13 protein-coding genes and 1 pseudogene are annotated in these 14,256 nt (G+C 74.2%); 8 read left to right on the top strand and 6 right to left on the bottom strand.

Annotation, left to right across the window (positions count from 1 at the left end):
- The first annotated feature begins 42 nt into the window (after positions 1-42).
- The 5 genes and pseudogenes from ACYVGT_RS18640 (at position 43) to ACYVGT_RS18620 (ending at position 5,199) form a co-directional block, all read left to right on the top strand.
- Entirely contained in the window at positions 43-693 is a 651-nt protein-coding gene (locus tag ACYVGT_RS18640) for a TetR/AcrR family transcriptional regulator (protein ID WP_460860072.1), read from the top strand.
- Between the two features lie 136 nt (positions 694-829).
- Positions 830-2,071 (top strand): annotated as a pseudogene (locus ACYVGT_RS18635) (DNA recombination protein RmuC); the annotation flags it as partial.
- Positions 2,072-3,108: 1,037 nt separating this feature from the next.
- A complete protein-coding gene (locus ACYVGT_RS18630) occupies positions 3,109-3,489 on the top strand; it encodes a DUF6542 domain-containing protein (RefSeq protein ID WP_460860070.1) in 381 nt (126 codons plus the stop codon).
- 289 nt (positions 3,490-3,778) lie between these two features.
- Positions 3,779-4,483, top strand: a complete 705-nt coding sequence (locus ACYVGT_RS18625; RefSeq protein ID WP_460860067.1) for a class I SAM-dependent DNA methyltransferase — start codon at positions 3,779-3,781, stop codon at positions 4,481-4,483.
- A 74-nt stretch (positions 4,484-4,557) separates the two neighbouring features.
- The gene (locus tag ACYVGT_RS18620) at positions 4,558-5,199 is read left to right on the top strand and encodes a LysE family translocator (protein WP_460860066.1); all 642 of its coding nucleotides are present in this window, start codon (positions 4,558-4,560) and stop codon (positions 5,197-5,199) included.
- A gap of 272 nt (positions 5,200-5,471) precedes the next feature.
- On the opposite strand, the gene ACYVGT_RS18615 is transcribed toward ACYVGT_RS18620, so the two are convergent.
- From ACYVGT_RS18615 to ACYVGT_RS18600, 4 genes are all read right to left on the bottom strand, one after another.
- The gene (locus ACYVGT_RS18615) at positions 5,472-5,771 is read right to left on the bottom strand and encodes an exodeoxyribonuclease VII small subunit (RefSeq protein WP_460860064.1); all 300 of its coding nucleotides are present in this window, start codon (positions 5,769-5,771) and stop codon (positions 5,472-5,474) included.
- An 18-nt stretch (positions 5,772-5,789) separates the two neighbouring features.
- Entirely contained in the window at positions 5,790-7,031 is a 1,242-nt protein-coding gene (gene xseA, locus ACYVGT_RS18610) for an exodeoxyribonuclease VII large subunit (RefSeq protein ID WP_460860062.1), read from the bottom strand.
- A gap of 227 nt (positions 7,032-7,258) precedes the next feature.
- Positions 7,259-8,095, bottom strand: coding sequence for a patatin-like phospholipase family protein (locus ACYVGT_RS18605; RefSeq protein ID WP_460860059.1), 837 nt, complete (start codon positions 8,093-8,095; stop codon positions 7,259-7,261).
- Positions 8,096-8,380: 285 nt separating this feature from the next.
- Positions 8,381-8,761 carry a hypothetical protein gene (locus tag ACYVGT_RS18600; protein ID WP_460860057.1) on the bottom strand — a complete coding sequence of 127 codons (381 nt, stop codon included), beginning with the start codon at positions 8,759-8,761 and terminating at the stop codon, positions 8,381-8,383.
- A 159-nt stretch (positions 8,762-8,920) separates the two neighbouring features.
- Between ACYVGT_RS18600 and ACYVGT_RS18595 the strand changes: the two genes are divergently transcribed.
- Both ACYVGT_RS18595 and ACYVGT_RS18590 read left to right on the top strand, forming a co-directional pair.
- A complete protein-coding gene (locus ACYVGT_RS18595) occupies positions 8,921-9,538 on the top strand; it encodes a PadR family transcriptional regulator (RefSeq protein ID WP_460860055.1) in 618 nt (205 codons plus the stop codon).
- Positions 9,535-11,058 (top strand): FAD-dependent monooxygenase, encoded by a 1,524-nt coding sequence (locus ACYVGT_RS18590; RefSeq protein WP_460860053.1) that lies wholly within the window; start codon positions 9,535-9,537, stop codon positions 11,056-11,058. The genes ACYVGT_RS18595 and ACYVGT_RS18590 overlap by 4 nt, the downstream gene beginning before the upstream one ends.
- A gap of 215 nt (positions 11,059-11,273) precedes the next feature.
- Here ACYVGT_RS18590 and ACYVGT_RS18585 read toward each other — a convergent pair whose 3' ends face one another.
- The gene (locus ACYVGT_RS18585) at positions 11,274-11,864 is read right to left on the bottom strand and encodes a hypothetical protein (RefSeq protein WP_460860050.1); all 591 of its coding nucleotides are present in this window, start codon (positions 11,862-11,864) and stop codon (positions 11,274-11,276) included.
- A 449-nt stretch (positions 11,865-12,313) separates the two neighbouring features.
- Between ACYVGT_RS18585 and ACYVGT_RS18580 the strand changes: the two genes are divergently transcribed.
- Complete coding sequence (locus ACYVGT_RS18580) at positions 12,314-13,279, top strand: 4-hydroxy-3-methylbut-2-enyl diphosphate reductase (protein WP_460860048.1); 966 nt, start codon at positions 12,314-12,316, stop codon at positions 13,277-13,279.
- A 264-nt stretch (positions 13,280-13,543) separates the two neighbouring features.
- On the opposite strand, the gene ACYVGT_RS18575 is transcribed toward ACYVGT_RS18580, so the two are convergent.
- Positions 13,544-13,939, bottom strand: a complete 396-nt coding sequence (locus tag ACYVGT_RS18575) for a hypothetical protein (RefSeq protein WP_460860045.1) — start codon at positions 13,937-13,939, stop codon at positions 13,544-13,546.
- Positions 13,940-14,256 lie beyond the last annotated feature (317 nt).

The raw sequence follows: 14,256 nt of genomic DNA, 5'->3' as shown, positions 1-14,256 counted from the left end.
GGCAGCGGTACCCTCTCACGCACTTTGGCGGGAGGGGAGCAGATGGGCACAGCAGCGGGCAATACGGCGCCGGGCGAACCGGCGGACGACGGGTCTGCGTCGGGCCGCCGGCGCCCCGGCTACGAACCCGGCGGCCGGCGCGACGCGATCCTGGACGCCGCGATGGAGGCGTTCGGGGCGCGCGGCTACAACGGGACGTCGCTGGCCAAGATCGCCGACCGCGTCGGCGTCACGCAGCAGGGCCTGCTGCACTACTTCCCCAGCAAGCAGGCGCTGCTGGTCGCGGTGCTGGAGCGCCGCGACAGCGAGGACGCCCCCGTCGCGGCGAACGTCACCGACGCCGAGGGGGCGCGCAGAGGGCTGCTTGAGGTGGTCCGGCGCAACACGGAGCGGGCGGGCATCGTGCAGGCGTACTCGGTGCTCAGCTCGGAGGCGGCACCCGGCGGCCACCCCGCGCACTCCTACTTCCGGGACCGCTTCCACAGCATGCGCGCGGAGTTCTCCGGGCTGCTCGCGGCCGGATACGGCGAGCGGCTTCCCTCGGGGCTCTCGCCGGAGGAGGCCGCCGCGCTCATCGTCGCCGCCCTGGACGGGCTGCAGGTGCAGTGGCTGTACGCCCCGGCGGAGATCGACATGCCGCAGCTGGTGGAGGCCCTGATGGACACGTTCGCCGCCGACCGGACCGCCGGTTGAGCGGCGTGCAGCGGCCGGTCCGGATCGCCGCCGCGGCGGGGAGCCGGACCTCGGGCCGGCTGTGGACGGTGTTCGCATGGTGTCTATGGCGTGGCGGAAACGCCGGTGACGCCGCGGATTGAGAACATGAGCCGGTATGAACGGCCTTGAGATGATCCTGGTGCTGCTGGTCGGCCTCGCCATCGGTGCGGCGCTCGGCTGGATGCTCGCGCGCAGCCGCGACTCCGGCGCGCGCGCCCGCGCCGATGCCGCCGAGGAGCGCGCCGCCTACATCGAGGAGCAGCTCGCCGACCGGTTCCGCGCGCTCTCGGCACAGGCGCTGGATGCCACCAACCAGCGCTTCCTGGAGCTGGCCGAGGGCCGGATGCGCGCCGTGGGAGCCGAGGCCGGGAACGACCTGGAGCAGCGCAAGCAGGCGGTCGAGCGGCTGGTGGAGCCGCTGCAGAAGACGCTGGAGAAGGTGGAGGGGCAGCTCCGGGAGGCCGATGCGGGGCGGCGCACCGCGCACGCCGAGCTGGCCAAGCAGGTCGAGTTCGTGCGCGAGGGCTCGGAGCGGCTGCGCGAGGAGACGCGGTCGCTGGTGACGGCGCTGCGCCGGCCGGAGGCGCGGGGCCGGTGGGGCGAGCTGCAGCTGCGGCGGGTGGCCGAGCTGTCCGGCATGAGCGCCTACTGCGACTTCGAGGAGCAGGCGTCGGTGCGCACCGAGGACGGGGCGCAGCGGCCGGACATGGTGGTGCGGCTGTCCGGCGGCAAGAGCATCGTGGTCGACTCGAAGGTGTCCCTGGCGGCCTACCTGGAGGCCGCGGAGGCCGACGACGAGGCCCGGCAGGCCGACCGCATGCGGGCGCACGCCAAGCACCTGCGCGCACACGTGGACCAGCTCTCCTCCAAGGCGTACTGGAAGGCGTTCAGCCCCGCACCGGAGTTCGTGGTGCTGTTCATCCCGGGCGAGGCGTTCCTGGCGCCTGCGCTGGAGCAGGACGCGGCGCTGCTGGAGTACGCCATGGCGCGCCGGGTGCACATCGCGACGCCCACCACGCTGGTCTCCCTGCTGCGCACGGCGCAGTACGCGTGGCAGCAGGAGGCGCTGAGCCAGAACGCCCGGGAGGTGTTCGAGCTGGGCAAGCAGCTGCACGCGCGGCTGTCCACGCTCGGCGGGCACGTGGACGGGCTGGGGCGGGCGCTGTCGAAGGCGGTCACCGCCTACAACCAGACGGTGGGGTCGCTGGAGAGCCGGGTGCTGGTGACGGCGCGGCGGTTCGAGGCGCTGGGCCTGGTCGACGGGGAGCTCGACCGGCCGTCCGGCATCGAGGAGCAGGCGCGGCCGCTGGCGTCGGCGGAGCTGTCGGAGTCGGCGGGCGCTGCTGACGGCGCCCAGCCGCAGGTCGAAGAGGCCGCGGCGGCTGGGAGCGAGGCATCGGCCGGCGCGGCTGCCGCGGCCGGCCCGGCCGGTGACTCGGCCTCTCCTTCCGCCGGACCCGCGGAGCGGTCCGTGCCCCGGGAGGGCGCTTCCGCCGCCGCTGAGGCGGCTGAGCCCGGGGAGTCCGCGCAGTTCAGCGGTCACCGCCTGGAGGAGGGGGCGGCAGACGGGGGTCTCGGCGAAGCGGGGCCCGGGGCCGCGTTCCCTGCGGGGCCGTTCGCCCGGCGGGGCGCGGACGGCGCCGCAGCATCCGCGCCGTCGGTGTCACCGACTGGCGACACCGGTGGATTCCTGCTGGACGGCGCCCCGGTCGGCGGCGCATCCTCGGAGGCAGCGGAGGCGGACGCCGACCCCGGCGCCGGGCGCAGCGGACCGGCTGAGCGCGGCCCGGGCGGGCACGAGCAGAACGGCGCCGGCGGCCGATGGAACGGCCACCGGCAGGACGGCCGTCAGAAGGACGGCGAGCAGGGCAGCGAGGCCTCCCGCGCGGCCATGCTCGCCCGGGCGCGCGCCTTCGCTGCCCGGCCCGCACCCGCTGACGACCCCGACACCCCCTCTTCCGAAGAGGACGGAAAGGGAGAATCGGGTTCACCCGAAACCCCCGAAACGCTGCCGGACGGCGGCCCGTCCGGTACCGATTCCGCACTGTACGGCGACGTCTTCGGCCCCGCGCCGACGGATGGCGCCCCCGACACGTCCCCCGAGAAAGAGCAGGATTTCTCACCGCGAGTGACACACTGAACACTGTGAGTCACACAAGGGAGTGCACCGCCATGGCTTCGCGCACGACCGGAAGTCCCGCGGACCCTCGGGGCCCGTTCTTCACCACACCACCGCGCCGCCGCCCGCGGCCACCGTCCGCCCGCACACCGGGGGCCACCGCGACGGCCACGCCGGCGGCACCGCCGGGCGCCGGATCGGCGACTCCGGCGGCCCCGCCCCGGCGGTCGCCGGCACGTGCTGCGCCGGCGGTCCGGCTGACCGGCCGGGGAGCAGTGCTGACCATCGTCATCGCCAGCCTCGGAGCGGCCCTCCTCTCCACGGCCACCGGCTGGACCGCGCTGAACGGGGTGCTGTTCGTCGCCGCCTGCGTCGGTGCCGCGGTGTTCGTCCGCCCCGCCGACCTGCTGTCGCTGACGGTGAGCCCGCCGCTGGCCTACTTCGGTGCGGCACTGGCCGCGGAGAGCCTGCTGACGTGGGGCAGTGACGGGTTCGTGCGCGGACTCGCCATCGGCATCGGCACCCGCCTCGCCGACATCGCCCCCGCGCTCTTCCTCGGCACCGGTCTGGTGCTGGTCATCGCCGTATTCCGCGGCCTGCCCACCCAGGTGCGCAAGTTCAGCGACGAGATCAACGGCCGCCGCCCCCGCGGCTGACCCGGGTGTCCGCCCTGGGCCGCCGCGCGGCCAGGGCCCCTCCCCGTGCCGCTCCCCGCGGCGCCCCCTCCGCAGCTGCCGTGCCGCGTGATCCGCGCGGGCGCCGCCGGCGACCACCCCCAGCCATCCCTTCGCGGATGTGCGGGACAGGGCACCGCGCGGGGCAGAGCGGCCGGTCCGCAGTCGCCCTCTCTGCCGCGCCGTCCACAGGCTGCTGTCCACATGCTGCTGTCCACAGGCGCGCACAACCTGCTCGCGCCGGGGCCGGGGGAGTTGCGACACTCGCAGCATGATCCGACTCTCCGAATTCGACACCCGCGGCTACCCCACCGTCGACGTGGCCACCGGGTACGGCCGCTGGGCCGAGACCTACGAGGGCACCGTCGAAGACATCATGGACATCGGCCTGCTGGAGCGGCTGGATGCGCCTGACTGGCCATCGGTCGCGCGGGCCGCCGACCTCGGCTGCGGCACCGGGCGCACCGCGGCGTGGCTGCGCTCGCGCGGGGTGGGCGCGGTCGACGGCGCCGACATCACCCCCGAGATGCTGGAGATCGCCCGCGCCAAGGGCGTGCACGACCGGCTCGTGCTGGCGGATGCCGCCGACACCGGCTTCGACAGCGGCGCCTACGACCTGGCGATCTGCTCACTCGTCGACGAGCACCTAGCCGACCTGGGGCCGCTCTACGCCGAGGCGGCGCGGCTGCTGCGGCCGGGCGGCGCGTTCGTGAACGTCAGCTACCACCCGCAGTTCATCATGTCGACGGGCATGCCCACCCACTACACCGAGCCCGACGGCAGCTCCTACACGATCGCCACCCACGTCCACCTCGTCAGCGACCAGGTACGGGCGGCCCGTGCGGCCGGGTTCACGCTGGCGCGCATGGAGGAGGGGGTGGTCGATGACGCGTGGATCGCAGCGAAGCCGAAGTGGGAGCGCCACCGCAGTGTGCCGATCTCGGCGGCCTACGTGTGGATCCGGTCCGATGGCTGACCGCGCTCTCCCGGCCAGCGGTGCAGCCGGCAAAAGCAGGTGGCGGCCGGCATGGCGCAGTGCTTGGCTGAGGGATGCTCATCCCACTGGAGAACCTCCTCGCCTTCACCGCTGTCGCCGTGGTGCTGATCATCGTGCCGGGCCCCAGCGTGCTGTTCGTGATCGGCCGGGCCCTGTCGCGCGGGCAGGGCGCTGCCCTCACCACGGCGTTCGGCAACGCCGTCGGCTCCTTCATCCCTGCGGCAGTGGTCGCGGTCGGGCTCGGCCCGGTGTTCGAGCGGTCGGCGATGGCGTTCACGGCGCTCAAGCTTATCGGCGCCGCCTACCTCGTGTATCTCGGCGCCACGGCATGGCGCGACCGACACAAGGTCTCCGCCCCCGGCGCGGATGGAGCGCCGCAGCGCAAGATGGCGCGCACGTTCGCCGACGGGTTCGCCGTCGGCGCCACCAACCCCAAGACCATCGTGTTCTTCGCTGCGGTGCTGCCGCAGTTCGTCGCGCCGGGCAGCGGGCACGCCACTGCCCAGATGCTCACCCTCGGTCTGGTAGCCGCGGCTCTGGCCCTGGTGTTCGACAGCGGCTGGGCCCTCGCGGCCGGCTCGGCCCGCAAGTGGTTCGCCGGTTCCCCGCGCCGGATGTCCCTGATCGGCGGGGCCGGCGGGCTCACCATGATCGGGCTGGGTGTGGGGGTGGCCGCCACGGGCCGCCCGGACTGAAGCCGCCCGCGCCGCCGCTCTACTGCCGGACCGGCGGCCAGCGGCCGGGAACGGCCGGGCAGCGCCGCAGGGGGCCGGCCGGCGCTGCCCGCCGGCCGCCGTTCAGAGGGGGCGTGTGCACCTGGCCCGGGCAGGCCGGCAGGGTGCGGGCACACGGAGCACCGGTCACCGCTGCGGGCCGGCATCACCGGGTGCGAGCGGGCGCGCAGCGCACACCCCCGGTCGCGCCGGCGCCGCGCGGCGCCTGCCGCCGGGGCCGTCCTGGCGGCGCTTCAGAACGGAGCGTCGGCGTCCGCCGCGGACGGGGACTGCTCCTCCATGGCCACGGCGAGCTTGGCGCGCGCCCCTTCCAGCCACTGCTCGCAGACCTTGGCGAGCTGCTCGCCGCGCTCCCACAGGGCCAGCGACTCCTTCAGCGTGAGACCGCCCGACTCCAGGCGGCGCACCACCGAGTCGAGCTCCTCGCGCGCCTCTTCGTAGCCGAGTTCGGGCTCGGCGCCCTGGCCGCCCTGCTCCTCGGCCGCGGCCTGATCAGCGCTGCCCTGCTCCGCGGCGGGCGTCTTCTTCGGCATACTCGCCCTGCTCCCCCTCTATTCGTGCGCGTCCGCGGCGGACGCGCCGTGCTCGGTCCTCTCCCCGGCGGTCGCCGCCAGGGAATCCTCCGCGAAGCGCAACCGCAGCGCGTCGCCCTCGGCCACGTCGGCGGCCGAGCGCAGCACTGCGCCGTCCGGGCCCTGCACAATCGCGTAGCCGCGGGCGAGCGTGGTCGCGGGCGACAGCGCGTGCAGCCGCGCCTTCGTGTGCTCCAGGCCGTCGCCGGCGCGGTCCAGCGACGCGGTCACGCACCGGCGCGCCCGGTCGCGCAGGCCCGCCACCTGCTCGGTAAGCCGGTCGATCTCGCGGATCGGGCTGGCGAGCACCGGCCGCGAGCGCATCCCGCGCAGCCAGGCGCGCTCCCGCTCGACGCTTCCGGCGATGACGCGGCGGGCCCGGTCGCGCAGCTGCCGCACCAGCTCCAGCTGCTCCCCCACGTCGGGGACCGTCTTCTTCGCGGCGTCGGTGGGGGTGGAGGCGCGGACGTCGGCCACGTAGTCCAGCAGCGGCGTGTCCTGCTCGTGGCCGATGGCGCTCACCACCGGTGTACCGGCGGCGGCAACGGCGCGGATCAGCGCCTCGTCGGAGAACGGCAGCAGGTCCTCGAGGCTGCCGCCGCCGCGGGCGATGACGATCGCCTCGACACCGGGGTGCCCGTCGAGCTCCTTGAGCGCCTCGATGACCTCGCCGACGGCCCGGTCGCCCTGCACGGCGACCTCGCGGACCTCGAAGCGGACCGCGGGCCAGCGGCGGCGGCCGTTCTCCAGCACGTCGCGCTCGGCGGCCGAGTCGCGGCCGCAGATGAGGCCGACGGTGCCCGGGAGGAACGGCAGCGGGCGCTTGCGCGCCTCGGAGAACACGCCTTCGGCGGCGAGGGTCTTGCGGAGCTGCTCCAGCCGGGCGAGCAGCTCGCCCAGGCCTACGTGCCGGATCTCCAGAGCCAGCAGCGAGAAGGTTCCGCGGGCAACGTAGAAGTCGGGCTTCGCGTGGATCACGACGCGCGCCCCGGGCTGCGGTGCGGCGCCGTTCGCCTCCAGTACGCGGATCGGGCAGACGACGCGGGCGGACACGTTGGCAACCGGGTCGCGCAGCGTGATGAAGGCGGTGCTGCCGCGCCGGTTCAGCTCGGCGATCTGGCCTTCGACCCAGATCCGGCCCAGCCGGCCGATCCATCCGCCGACCGCCTGCATCACCACGCGCACGGGCTGCGGCGCCTCGGCGGAACTCTCCAATGCCATGCGACCGACCCTAGATCAGCCCAGCGACCCTTCCGCCCCGACCGGCCCAGGGCGTGCCGCCCGGTCAGCGGCTGTCCCGGCATCCGTCCGCCCGGACCGCCGCCCGCCGGAAACACCGGACGGGAGGTCTGCCCTGGCTTCCCTCATCCACCCGGCTGCCGCCCACTGCCGATCCGCGCCGCTGGGCCCGGCCGGCCGGTGCCGGTCGGCCGGTGCGGGGCCGGCGGTCAGCCGCCGTTCCAGGCAGCGGCCAGCGCCTCGTGCACCGACGGCGCCTGGGCGTAGCCGGCGCGGGCGGCGGGTGCGCGGCGGGCGGGATCGAGGAGACGGCCGCCGATGGCCTCCTGCGCCGCGGCGTCCGGCGCAGCCAGTGCGGTGCGCGGGGCGCCGGGAAGAGCTTCCAGCTGGGCCGCCGGAGCCGCCACCGGCCCCGCGCCTGCCGCCACCGGCGCCAGTACGACGACGCTGTCATACCCCGCAGCGAGGTCGACGTTGGCGGTGGAGTAGAGGCCGCCGTCCATGTAGAGCGAGCCGCCGACCGCCATCGGCGGCCAGACTCCGGGAACGGCACAGCTGGCCGCGACCGCGTCGACGATCGGCACGCCGCTGCCGGAACCGAAGACGCGGCGGCGGCCCGTGTGCGCGTCAACGGCAGCGACGCGCAGGTCGGCGTCGGGCCATTCGTGCGAGATGAGCCGCTCCGCGATGACGGCGCGCCGCTCCTCCTGCGAGGAGCGCGCGGTCCGATGGGCGGCGCGGCCGATGCGGGCGCGGGCCCGGTCGTCGTCGCGCTCGCGCAGAAAGGCCCACACGAAGCGGGCGATGCGCAGGCGGTTGACCGAAGCGGCGGCCTCCCCGCTCGGCGGGGCGAGCTGGCGCTGGTAGAGCTCGCCGATGGGCGCGCCGGAGGTGATCTGGGCACCGACGATCGAGCCAGCCGAGGTTCCCACCACGAGGTCGGAGCCGGTCAGGTCGAGCCCATCGGCGGCGAGCCGGGCGAGCATCCCCAGCTCCCAGGCGATTCCGGTGATACCTCCGCCGCCGAGTACGAGGGCTCTGCGCATGTCCGCTCCTTGCGTCGCCATTGGCCGCCATCCCCCGGTGTCCCCCCCGCAGCTGGCAAGGATAGGACCGCGCCGGGGGCCAGCGGGAGTCCCCCGGGCCGCACGCCCCGGACTGGGCTGTCAGTCAGGGGCCGGAGCCTGCCGCGGGCAGGCGTATCGGGCGCGGAAGGCCACCCGGGCTGCGGGCGGGACCGGGGCGCGGGCCCCGGAGGTGCGGGGGGTTCGCCGGCGCCGGCCTGGCCGCTGCGCCGCGGCCGCCGCGCCTCGCTGCTGGGCGGGTCGGCGTCAGCGGCGGATCAGGACGAAGAGGTTGATGAGGAAGATGCCGAGCCAGGCGCCGACAAGCCCGATGGGGCCTCCCATGCCGGCGCCGATGGCGCTCAGCGGAACGGCGGCCACCAGCGAGAGGACGACGAGCGCCATCCGCTGGCCCGAACTGAAGGAGCCGGGCGCCACCGACGGCTGCCGGGCGACCGCTGCGCGCACGCGCTCATCGATCCGCTCGTCGAGCTGCTCGACGATCGTGGCGGCCAGCGCATCGTCGTACTCCGGGCCGAGCTCGCGGCCCGCACGCAGCGCGGCAGACACCTGCGCGCGCACGTCGTTCTCGGCTGCACGCCGCTGGGGCGCTGCAGCGCTGTCGCTCACTGCGGGCTCGCTGCTCATGCCGCCATTATGCGGTCCGCACCCCGCTCCTCACAGGGGTGCAGACACCATCGCTGCCACTCTCCGGGAAATCTCGGGGTTCCCCCGATGGACCCCACGGTATATATTCGGCGCCGACTATTCGTTTCCGACTAAATCGTGCCGAGGGAGCCCGCAGCGATGCCGAGACCGCGCCGACCCAGGAACCTCCTGGCCCTGGCAGTACTGGGGCTCCTCCTTGAGCAGCCCATGCACCCCTATGAGATGGCCTCCACACTTCGGGAGCGGCAGCTCGACACCGCCTTCAAACTCAGCACCGGCACGCTCTACGACACCGTGCGGTCGCTGGCGCGCGAAGGGTGGGTCGAGGAGCAGGAGAGCACCCGCGCGGGCAACCGGCCCCAGCGGACGCCGTACCGCATCACCGGCCTGGGCAAGCAGGAGATGGCCTCGTGGCTCGACGCGATCATCCGCTCCCCCGAGCCCGAGTACCCCGCCTTCGTCTCGGCCGTGGCCTACCTGGGAGCGCTCGGCCCCGAGCGGGCCGCGGGCGCCCTCGATGCACGCGCCGCGCAGCTGCGCGCCCGGGCCGACGAGCTCAGGAGCGGACTCGAGGCGGCGGGAGGCCTCCCGCGGCTGTACCTCATCGAGACCGAGTTCGCGCTCCACGTCCTCGAGGCGGAACTGGAGTGGGTGGCCGCCACCGCCGGGGAGATCCGCACCGGCACACTGCCCTGGCCCGACGGCGTCCCGCTGGAGGGCATCGACCGCTCCCCCGCACCCGGGGAGGTCCGATGACTGCGCCTTCCGGCCCGGCCCAGTCCGCCGGCCCGCAGGCAGAGGTCCCCAGCTCCGCCGACGTCGCCGTCGTCGGTGCCGGACCCGCCGGCCTCACCCTGGCCGCCGATCTCGCAACAGCGGGGATCGGCGTCGCGGTCCTGGAGCGCGATTCCGTGCGGCCGCCGCACTCCCGCGGGTTCACGGTCAACGCGCGCAGCCTCGACCTGCTCGCCCGGCGGGGCGCCGCCGCAGCGCTGGTCGCGGAGGGCTGGACCGCGCCGCACGCGCCCTTCACCGGGCTGCCGGTGGAACTCGGCCTCGCAGGCGCCGCCACTGACCACCCGTTCACCCTGGGCATTCCGCAGGCGCGAGTGGAAGACCTCCTCGAGGAGCGCGCCCGCGCGCTCGGCGCCGGCATCTTCCGCGGGTGCAGCGTCACCGGCCTCACCCAGGACGGCAGCGGGGTCGAGGTATCCCTCGCGTTCGGGGGGCATGCGCGCACGCTGCGCGCGGCGTTCCTGGTCGGCTGCGACGGAGGCCGCAGCACGGTCCGCCGAAGCGCCGGCATCGGGTTTCCCGGGACCGCGCCGACTTCGGTGTCGCTCCTGGGCGATGTCGTACTCGCCGATCCGGCCGCCGTGGAGTTCGGGGAGAACACCGGCCCGGGCGGCACCGTCTTCGCGATCCCCCGGCCCGACCACGTGCGGCTCGTGGCGGCCGACCCGGATCCGCCGGACGACCGCGACGCGCCGTTCGGCGCGGACCGGCTGGCCGAGGTTGCGTCCCGCGCCCTGGGCCGGCCGATCGAGATCGCCGATGCGCGCTGGCTCACCCGGTTCGGCAACGCGGCACGGCAGGCCGAGCGCTACCGTTCCGGCCGGGTCCTGCTCGCGGGCGACGCCGCCCACATCCAGCCGGGCGGCGCCGTCGGTATCGACGCCGCCATCGAGGACGCGGTCAACCTCGGCTGGAAGCTGGCGGCGGAGGTCGCGGGCCGTGCCCCCGAGGGGCTTCTCGACAGCTACCACGCCGAACGGCACCCGGCGGGGGCGCGCCTCATCGCACACTGCCGAGCCCAGGAGCTGCTCGCGGAAGGCTCTGACGAGCTGGAGCCGGTCCGGCGCCTCCTCCAGTCGGTGCTGGAGAGCCCGCACGGCGCAACCGCCGCAGCCGAAGCGGTCACCGGCCTGGACAACCGGTATGGGACGCCGGGGCCGGACGCCCCCGTGCACCCCTGGCTCGGACGCCTTGTGCCCAACCTGGAGACGGCGGCGCCGGACGGGGCCGCCCCGGTGCCGCTCGCGTCACGCATCGGTCCCGGCCACTGCGTCCTGCTGTCGGCGGGCGCACCCGCTCCGCATCCGCCGGACGGCTACCGGGTCCGAGCTGCAGCAGTGCGGCACACGCCCGCGGGAGTCCCGCCAGTGGCGGCGGTCCTCCTCCGGCCGGACGGGCACGCCGCGTGGATCGCGCTCCCGGACGGACGTACGAGCGGGCTCCTGGAAGACGCACTGGAGCAGTGGTGCCCCCGGGCCTGAGGCCGCGGCAGGGCGCCGGGCGCCGGGCGCCGGGTGGGCGGCCGCCCACTGAAAGCGCTGGGCAGCGCAGGCCGGTGCACAGCGCCACCCTGCGGGGACAAGGGCAGAGCGCGGCGCGGGCCGGTGGCGCCGAGGCGGACCGGACCGCGGGGACGGGTACCCGCGACCGTGCAGGGGCACGTCCTGAGGCGGGGCGGCCCTCTGCGCGGCCGGTACTACCCGGCGTCTTCCGCGGTGAGCTTGGCGATGCGGTTGTCGTACATCTTGATGAACTCGGGGCGCTCCTGGTTGGCGAGCTCGTAGGTGCGCAGGGTGCGGACCTGCTCGAGGGTGAGCTTGCGGAGGCGGGCCCTGATCGAGGGGAGGGTGACCTCGTCGTAGCCGGGCACGGGCAGCTCGTCGGAGGAGACCGCGGCGGCCTTGCGGACCTCGTCGAGGTAGGAGCGGTCGGCGGCCTGGGTGGCCGTCTCGTTCGCGTCCAGCTCGGCGGCGACGGCCGGCTTCTCCTCCGGAGCGACCAGGTCTTCCTCGGGCTCATCGTCGGTCACCTGGCCGGTGGCGGGCTCTTCGGCGGGCGCAGCGGCGCCCTTCTCCGACGGCTTCGCGGCGGCGGGCGCCTTCTCTTCCGCGGCGCTCTTCTCCGCGGCCGCGGACTCCTCCGCCTGCTTCTCGGCAGCCGGGGCCTCGGCGGGCGCGGCGGCCGGCGCCTGCTCCGGCGCGGTCGGGGCGCCGGCCCCTCCCTTGCCGCCTCCGAAGATGCCCTTGACGATGGTCAGGAGTTTATTGGCGATCGAGGGGTTCGACATGGGACTCGGGCTCCTGCCGCTGTCGCAGTACTGACGGTGTGGTTCCGGACGGGTCGTTCCGGACGGCCGCGCGGAATTGCCGGTGCCGGGTCGCCTCGGGCGCGAGCTCCGGCGCTGCCGGGATTCCGGCGCGTCCGGTGCCCTTTATCCCACTGGGGGCGGCGTGAGGGCAGCCGAAGGGGCGACTCCCGCACCACAAGTCAACCAGGGCCGCCGGGCAACGGTCACCCCAACCTGCCAGGTATGCCATCGAATTCGCCATCTCGGGACGGAACCGATCGCGTTCCGTTATCCCGCAGCCACCGGGCGCACCCCGCCGTGCCCAGGGTTTTCGCCCGGGGCGGGCCCTCCGACCGGGGCGGCAGTGCGCGTCCAGCCATGTACCGGGCGCGCTGTGACTGTCCCTACACCGGAGCCGCATGCTCGCTGCCGCACGTAGGATGTTGCCCATGACTGCGACGAATCGCCGCCGTGTCCTGCTCGCCAAGCCCCGCGGTTACTGCGCCGGGGTGGACCGCGCTGTCGTCACGGTCGAAAAGGCCCTGGAGCAGTACGGCGCTCCGATCTACGTGCGCAAGCAGATCGTGCACAACACCCATGTGGTGAGCACGCTGGAGAAGCGCGGTGCCATCTTCGTCGAGGAGACCGACGAGGTGCCGGAGGAGGCCATCGTGGTGTTCTCCGCGCACGGCGTCTCCCCGAAGGTCCACGAGGAGGCGGAGCGCCGCAGCCTCAAGACGATCGACGCCACCTGCCCGCTGGTGACCAAGGTCCACAAGGAGGCGAAGCGGTTCGCCGCCGAGGACCGCGACATCATCCTCATCGGCCACACCGGCCACGAGGAGGTCGAGGGGACCAGCGGCGAGGCGCCCGAGCACATCCAGATCGTCGACGGCCCCGGCGAGGTGGACAAGGTCGAGGTCCGCAACCCCGACAACGTCTCCTGGCTCTCCCAGACCACCCTGTCGGTGGACGAGACCAACCAGACCGTGGATGCGCTGCGCGAGCGCTTCCCCAACCTGCTCGACCCGCCGAGCGATGACATCTGCTACGCCACCTCCAACCGCCAGGACGCGGTGAAGGCGATGGCGCCCGAGTGCGACCTGGTCATCGTCGTTGGCTCCGACAACTCCTCCAACTCGGTGCGGCTCGTCGAGGTGGCGCTGGAGGCCGGCGCGAGTGCCTCCTACCTCATCGACACCGCCGACCTGATGGACGACTCCTGGCTCGAGGGCGTCTCGACGGTGGGCGTGACCAGCGGCGCTTCGGTGCCCGACATCCTGGTGCGCGACCTGCTCGACCGGCTCGCCAAGAACGGCTTCGACACCGTGGACGATGTGGAGACGGCCGAGGAGAGCCTGACGTTCTCGCTGCCCAAGGAGCTCCGCAAGGACCTTCGGGCGCAGCACGCCTGAGCAGGCGTGGACTGACCGGGTGCCTGCACGCCGAGTGCGGCCGCAGCAGAGCTCCCCAGCACAGCAATGAGGGCCGCCGCCCCGGATGTTTCCGGGGCGGCGGCCCTCATTGCTGTGCTGCCGTGGAGCCACCTCGCTGCGCCCCCGGCGTGGTGCCGCTCTGCACAGCAGAGCGGCGTCCGGCACGGTGGCGGGCCTGTGCCCGGAGGACGCCTTGTTCCCGGTGCGCTCCGGAAGACGGGCTCCGGCGGGCAGCCCGGCCGGTCAGCCTTCGCCGGCGAGCCGGTCCCGGGCCGCGTCGGCCGCCGCCCCGGCCGGGTCCTCAGCGATACCGCTGACGGTGTCGCCGTACTCCTGCGCGCTCGCGGCCGCGTCGGTGACACCGCCGAGCGCTTCCTCCTGCGCACCCTGGACGGCATCCCCTGCCGCACCGGCGAGGTCTTCCTGGTATCCGGCTGCGGCATCAGCCGCTCCGCCCGCCAGGTCCTCCTGCATTCCGGCCGCCTGTTCGCCGAACTGGTCGCCGGCGGCCTGCGCGGATTCGGCCGCGTCCGCCGCGGACCCGGCCGCATCGCCCCCGGCCTGGAAGGTCTGCTCCACGGCCTCACTCGCGGTGTCGCCGAACATGCCCTTGAGCCAATCGAGTACTTCGCTGAACATCGTGAGTCGCACTCCGAAGTGAGGGGCGCGGCGCGCCCGGCGTCGCTGTCGGTTCCCTGCCTACCCAGATGACATAAGAGCGCTGTCAAGGGCCCAGCAGAGACCGTTCACAAAACGCAAGGAACAACGCATACCCGACACCAGAATGGCGGGAAGAGAGCCCTCTCACAGCGGCAGGCCGCCCCTGGCCGGATTCTCGGCGGTGGCGTGCGGCCAATGGCGCTGCCCGTCGGGGGTGCTTCAGAGCGCAAACTCGCGCACCTCTGCAGCCGGCAGCCTGATGTTCATGGCGTCGGACCAGCGGATAAGCGGCGGCG

The organism is Nocardiopsis coralliicola (genome assembly GCF_054779695.1).
Note: the sequence above shows the minus strand (reverse complement) of the source record. Positions and strands in the feature narration are given on the sequence as shown.

Bases quoted from the DNA above. Each gene is read 5' to 3' on its own strand.
- ACYVGT_RS18615 (WP_460860064.1), bottom strand. From the start codon at position 5,771: ATGCCGAAGAAGACGCCCGCCGCGGAGCAGGGCAGCGCTGATCAGGCC.
- ACYVGT_RS18585 (WP_460860050.1), bottom strand. From the start codon at position 11,864: ATGTCGAACCCCTCGATCGCCAATAAACTCCTGACCATCGTCAAGGGC.
- ACYVGT_RS18575 (WP_460860045.1), bottom strand. From the start codon at position 13,939: ATGTTCAGCGAAGTACTCGATTGGCTCAAGGGCATGTTCGGCGACACC.
- ACYVGT_RS18595 (WP_460860055.1), top strand. From the start codon at position 8,921: ATGCCGAGACCGCGCCGACCCAGGAACCTCCTGGCCCTGGCAGTACTG.
- ACYVGT_RS18600 (WP_460860057.1), bottom strand. From the start codon at position 8,761: ATGAGCAGCGAGCCCGCAGTGAGCGACAGCGCTGCAGCGCCCCAGCGG.
- xseA (WP_460860062.1), bottom strand. From the start codon at position 7,031: ATGGCATTGGAGAGTTCCGCCGAGGCGCCGCAGCCCGTGCGCGTGGTG.
- ACYVGT_RS18640 (WP_460860072.1), top strand. From the start codon at position 43: ATGGGCACAGCAGCGGGCAATACGGCGCCGGGCGAACCGGCGGACGAC.
- ACYVGT_RS18590 (WP_460860053.1), top strand. From the start codon at position 9,535: ATGACTGCGCCTTCCGGCCCGGCCCAGTCCGCCGGCCCGCAGGCAGAG.
- ACYVGT_RS18620 (WP_460860066.1), top strand. From the start codon at position 4,558: ATGCTCATCCCACTGGAGAACCTCCTCGCCTTCACCGCTGTCGCCGTG.
- ACYVGT_RS18625 (WP_460860067.1), top strand. From the start codon at position 3,779: ATGATCCGACTCTCCGAATTCGACACCCGCGGCTACCCCACCGTCGAC.
- ACYVGT_RS18605 (WP_460860059.1), bottom strand. From the start codon at position 8,095: ATGCGCAGAGCCCTCGTACTCGGCGGCGGAGGTATCACCGGAATCGCC.
- ACYVGT_RS18580 (WP_460860048.1), top strand. From the start codon at position 12,314: ATGACTGCGACGAATCGCCGCCGTGTCCTGCTCGCCAAGCCCCGCGGT.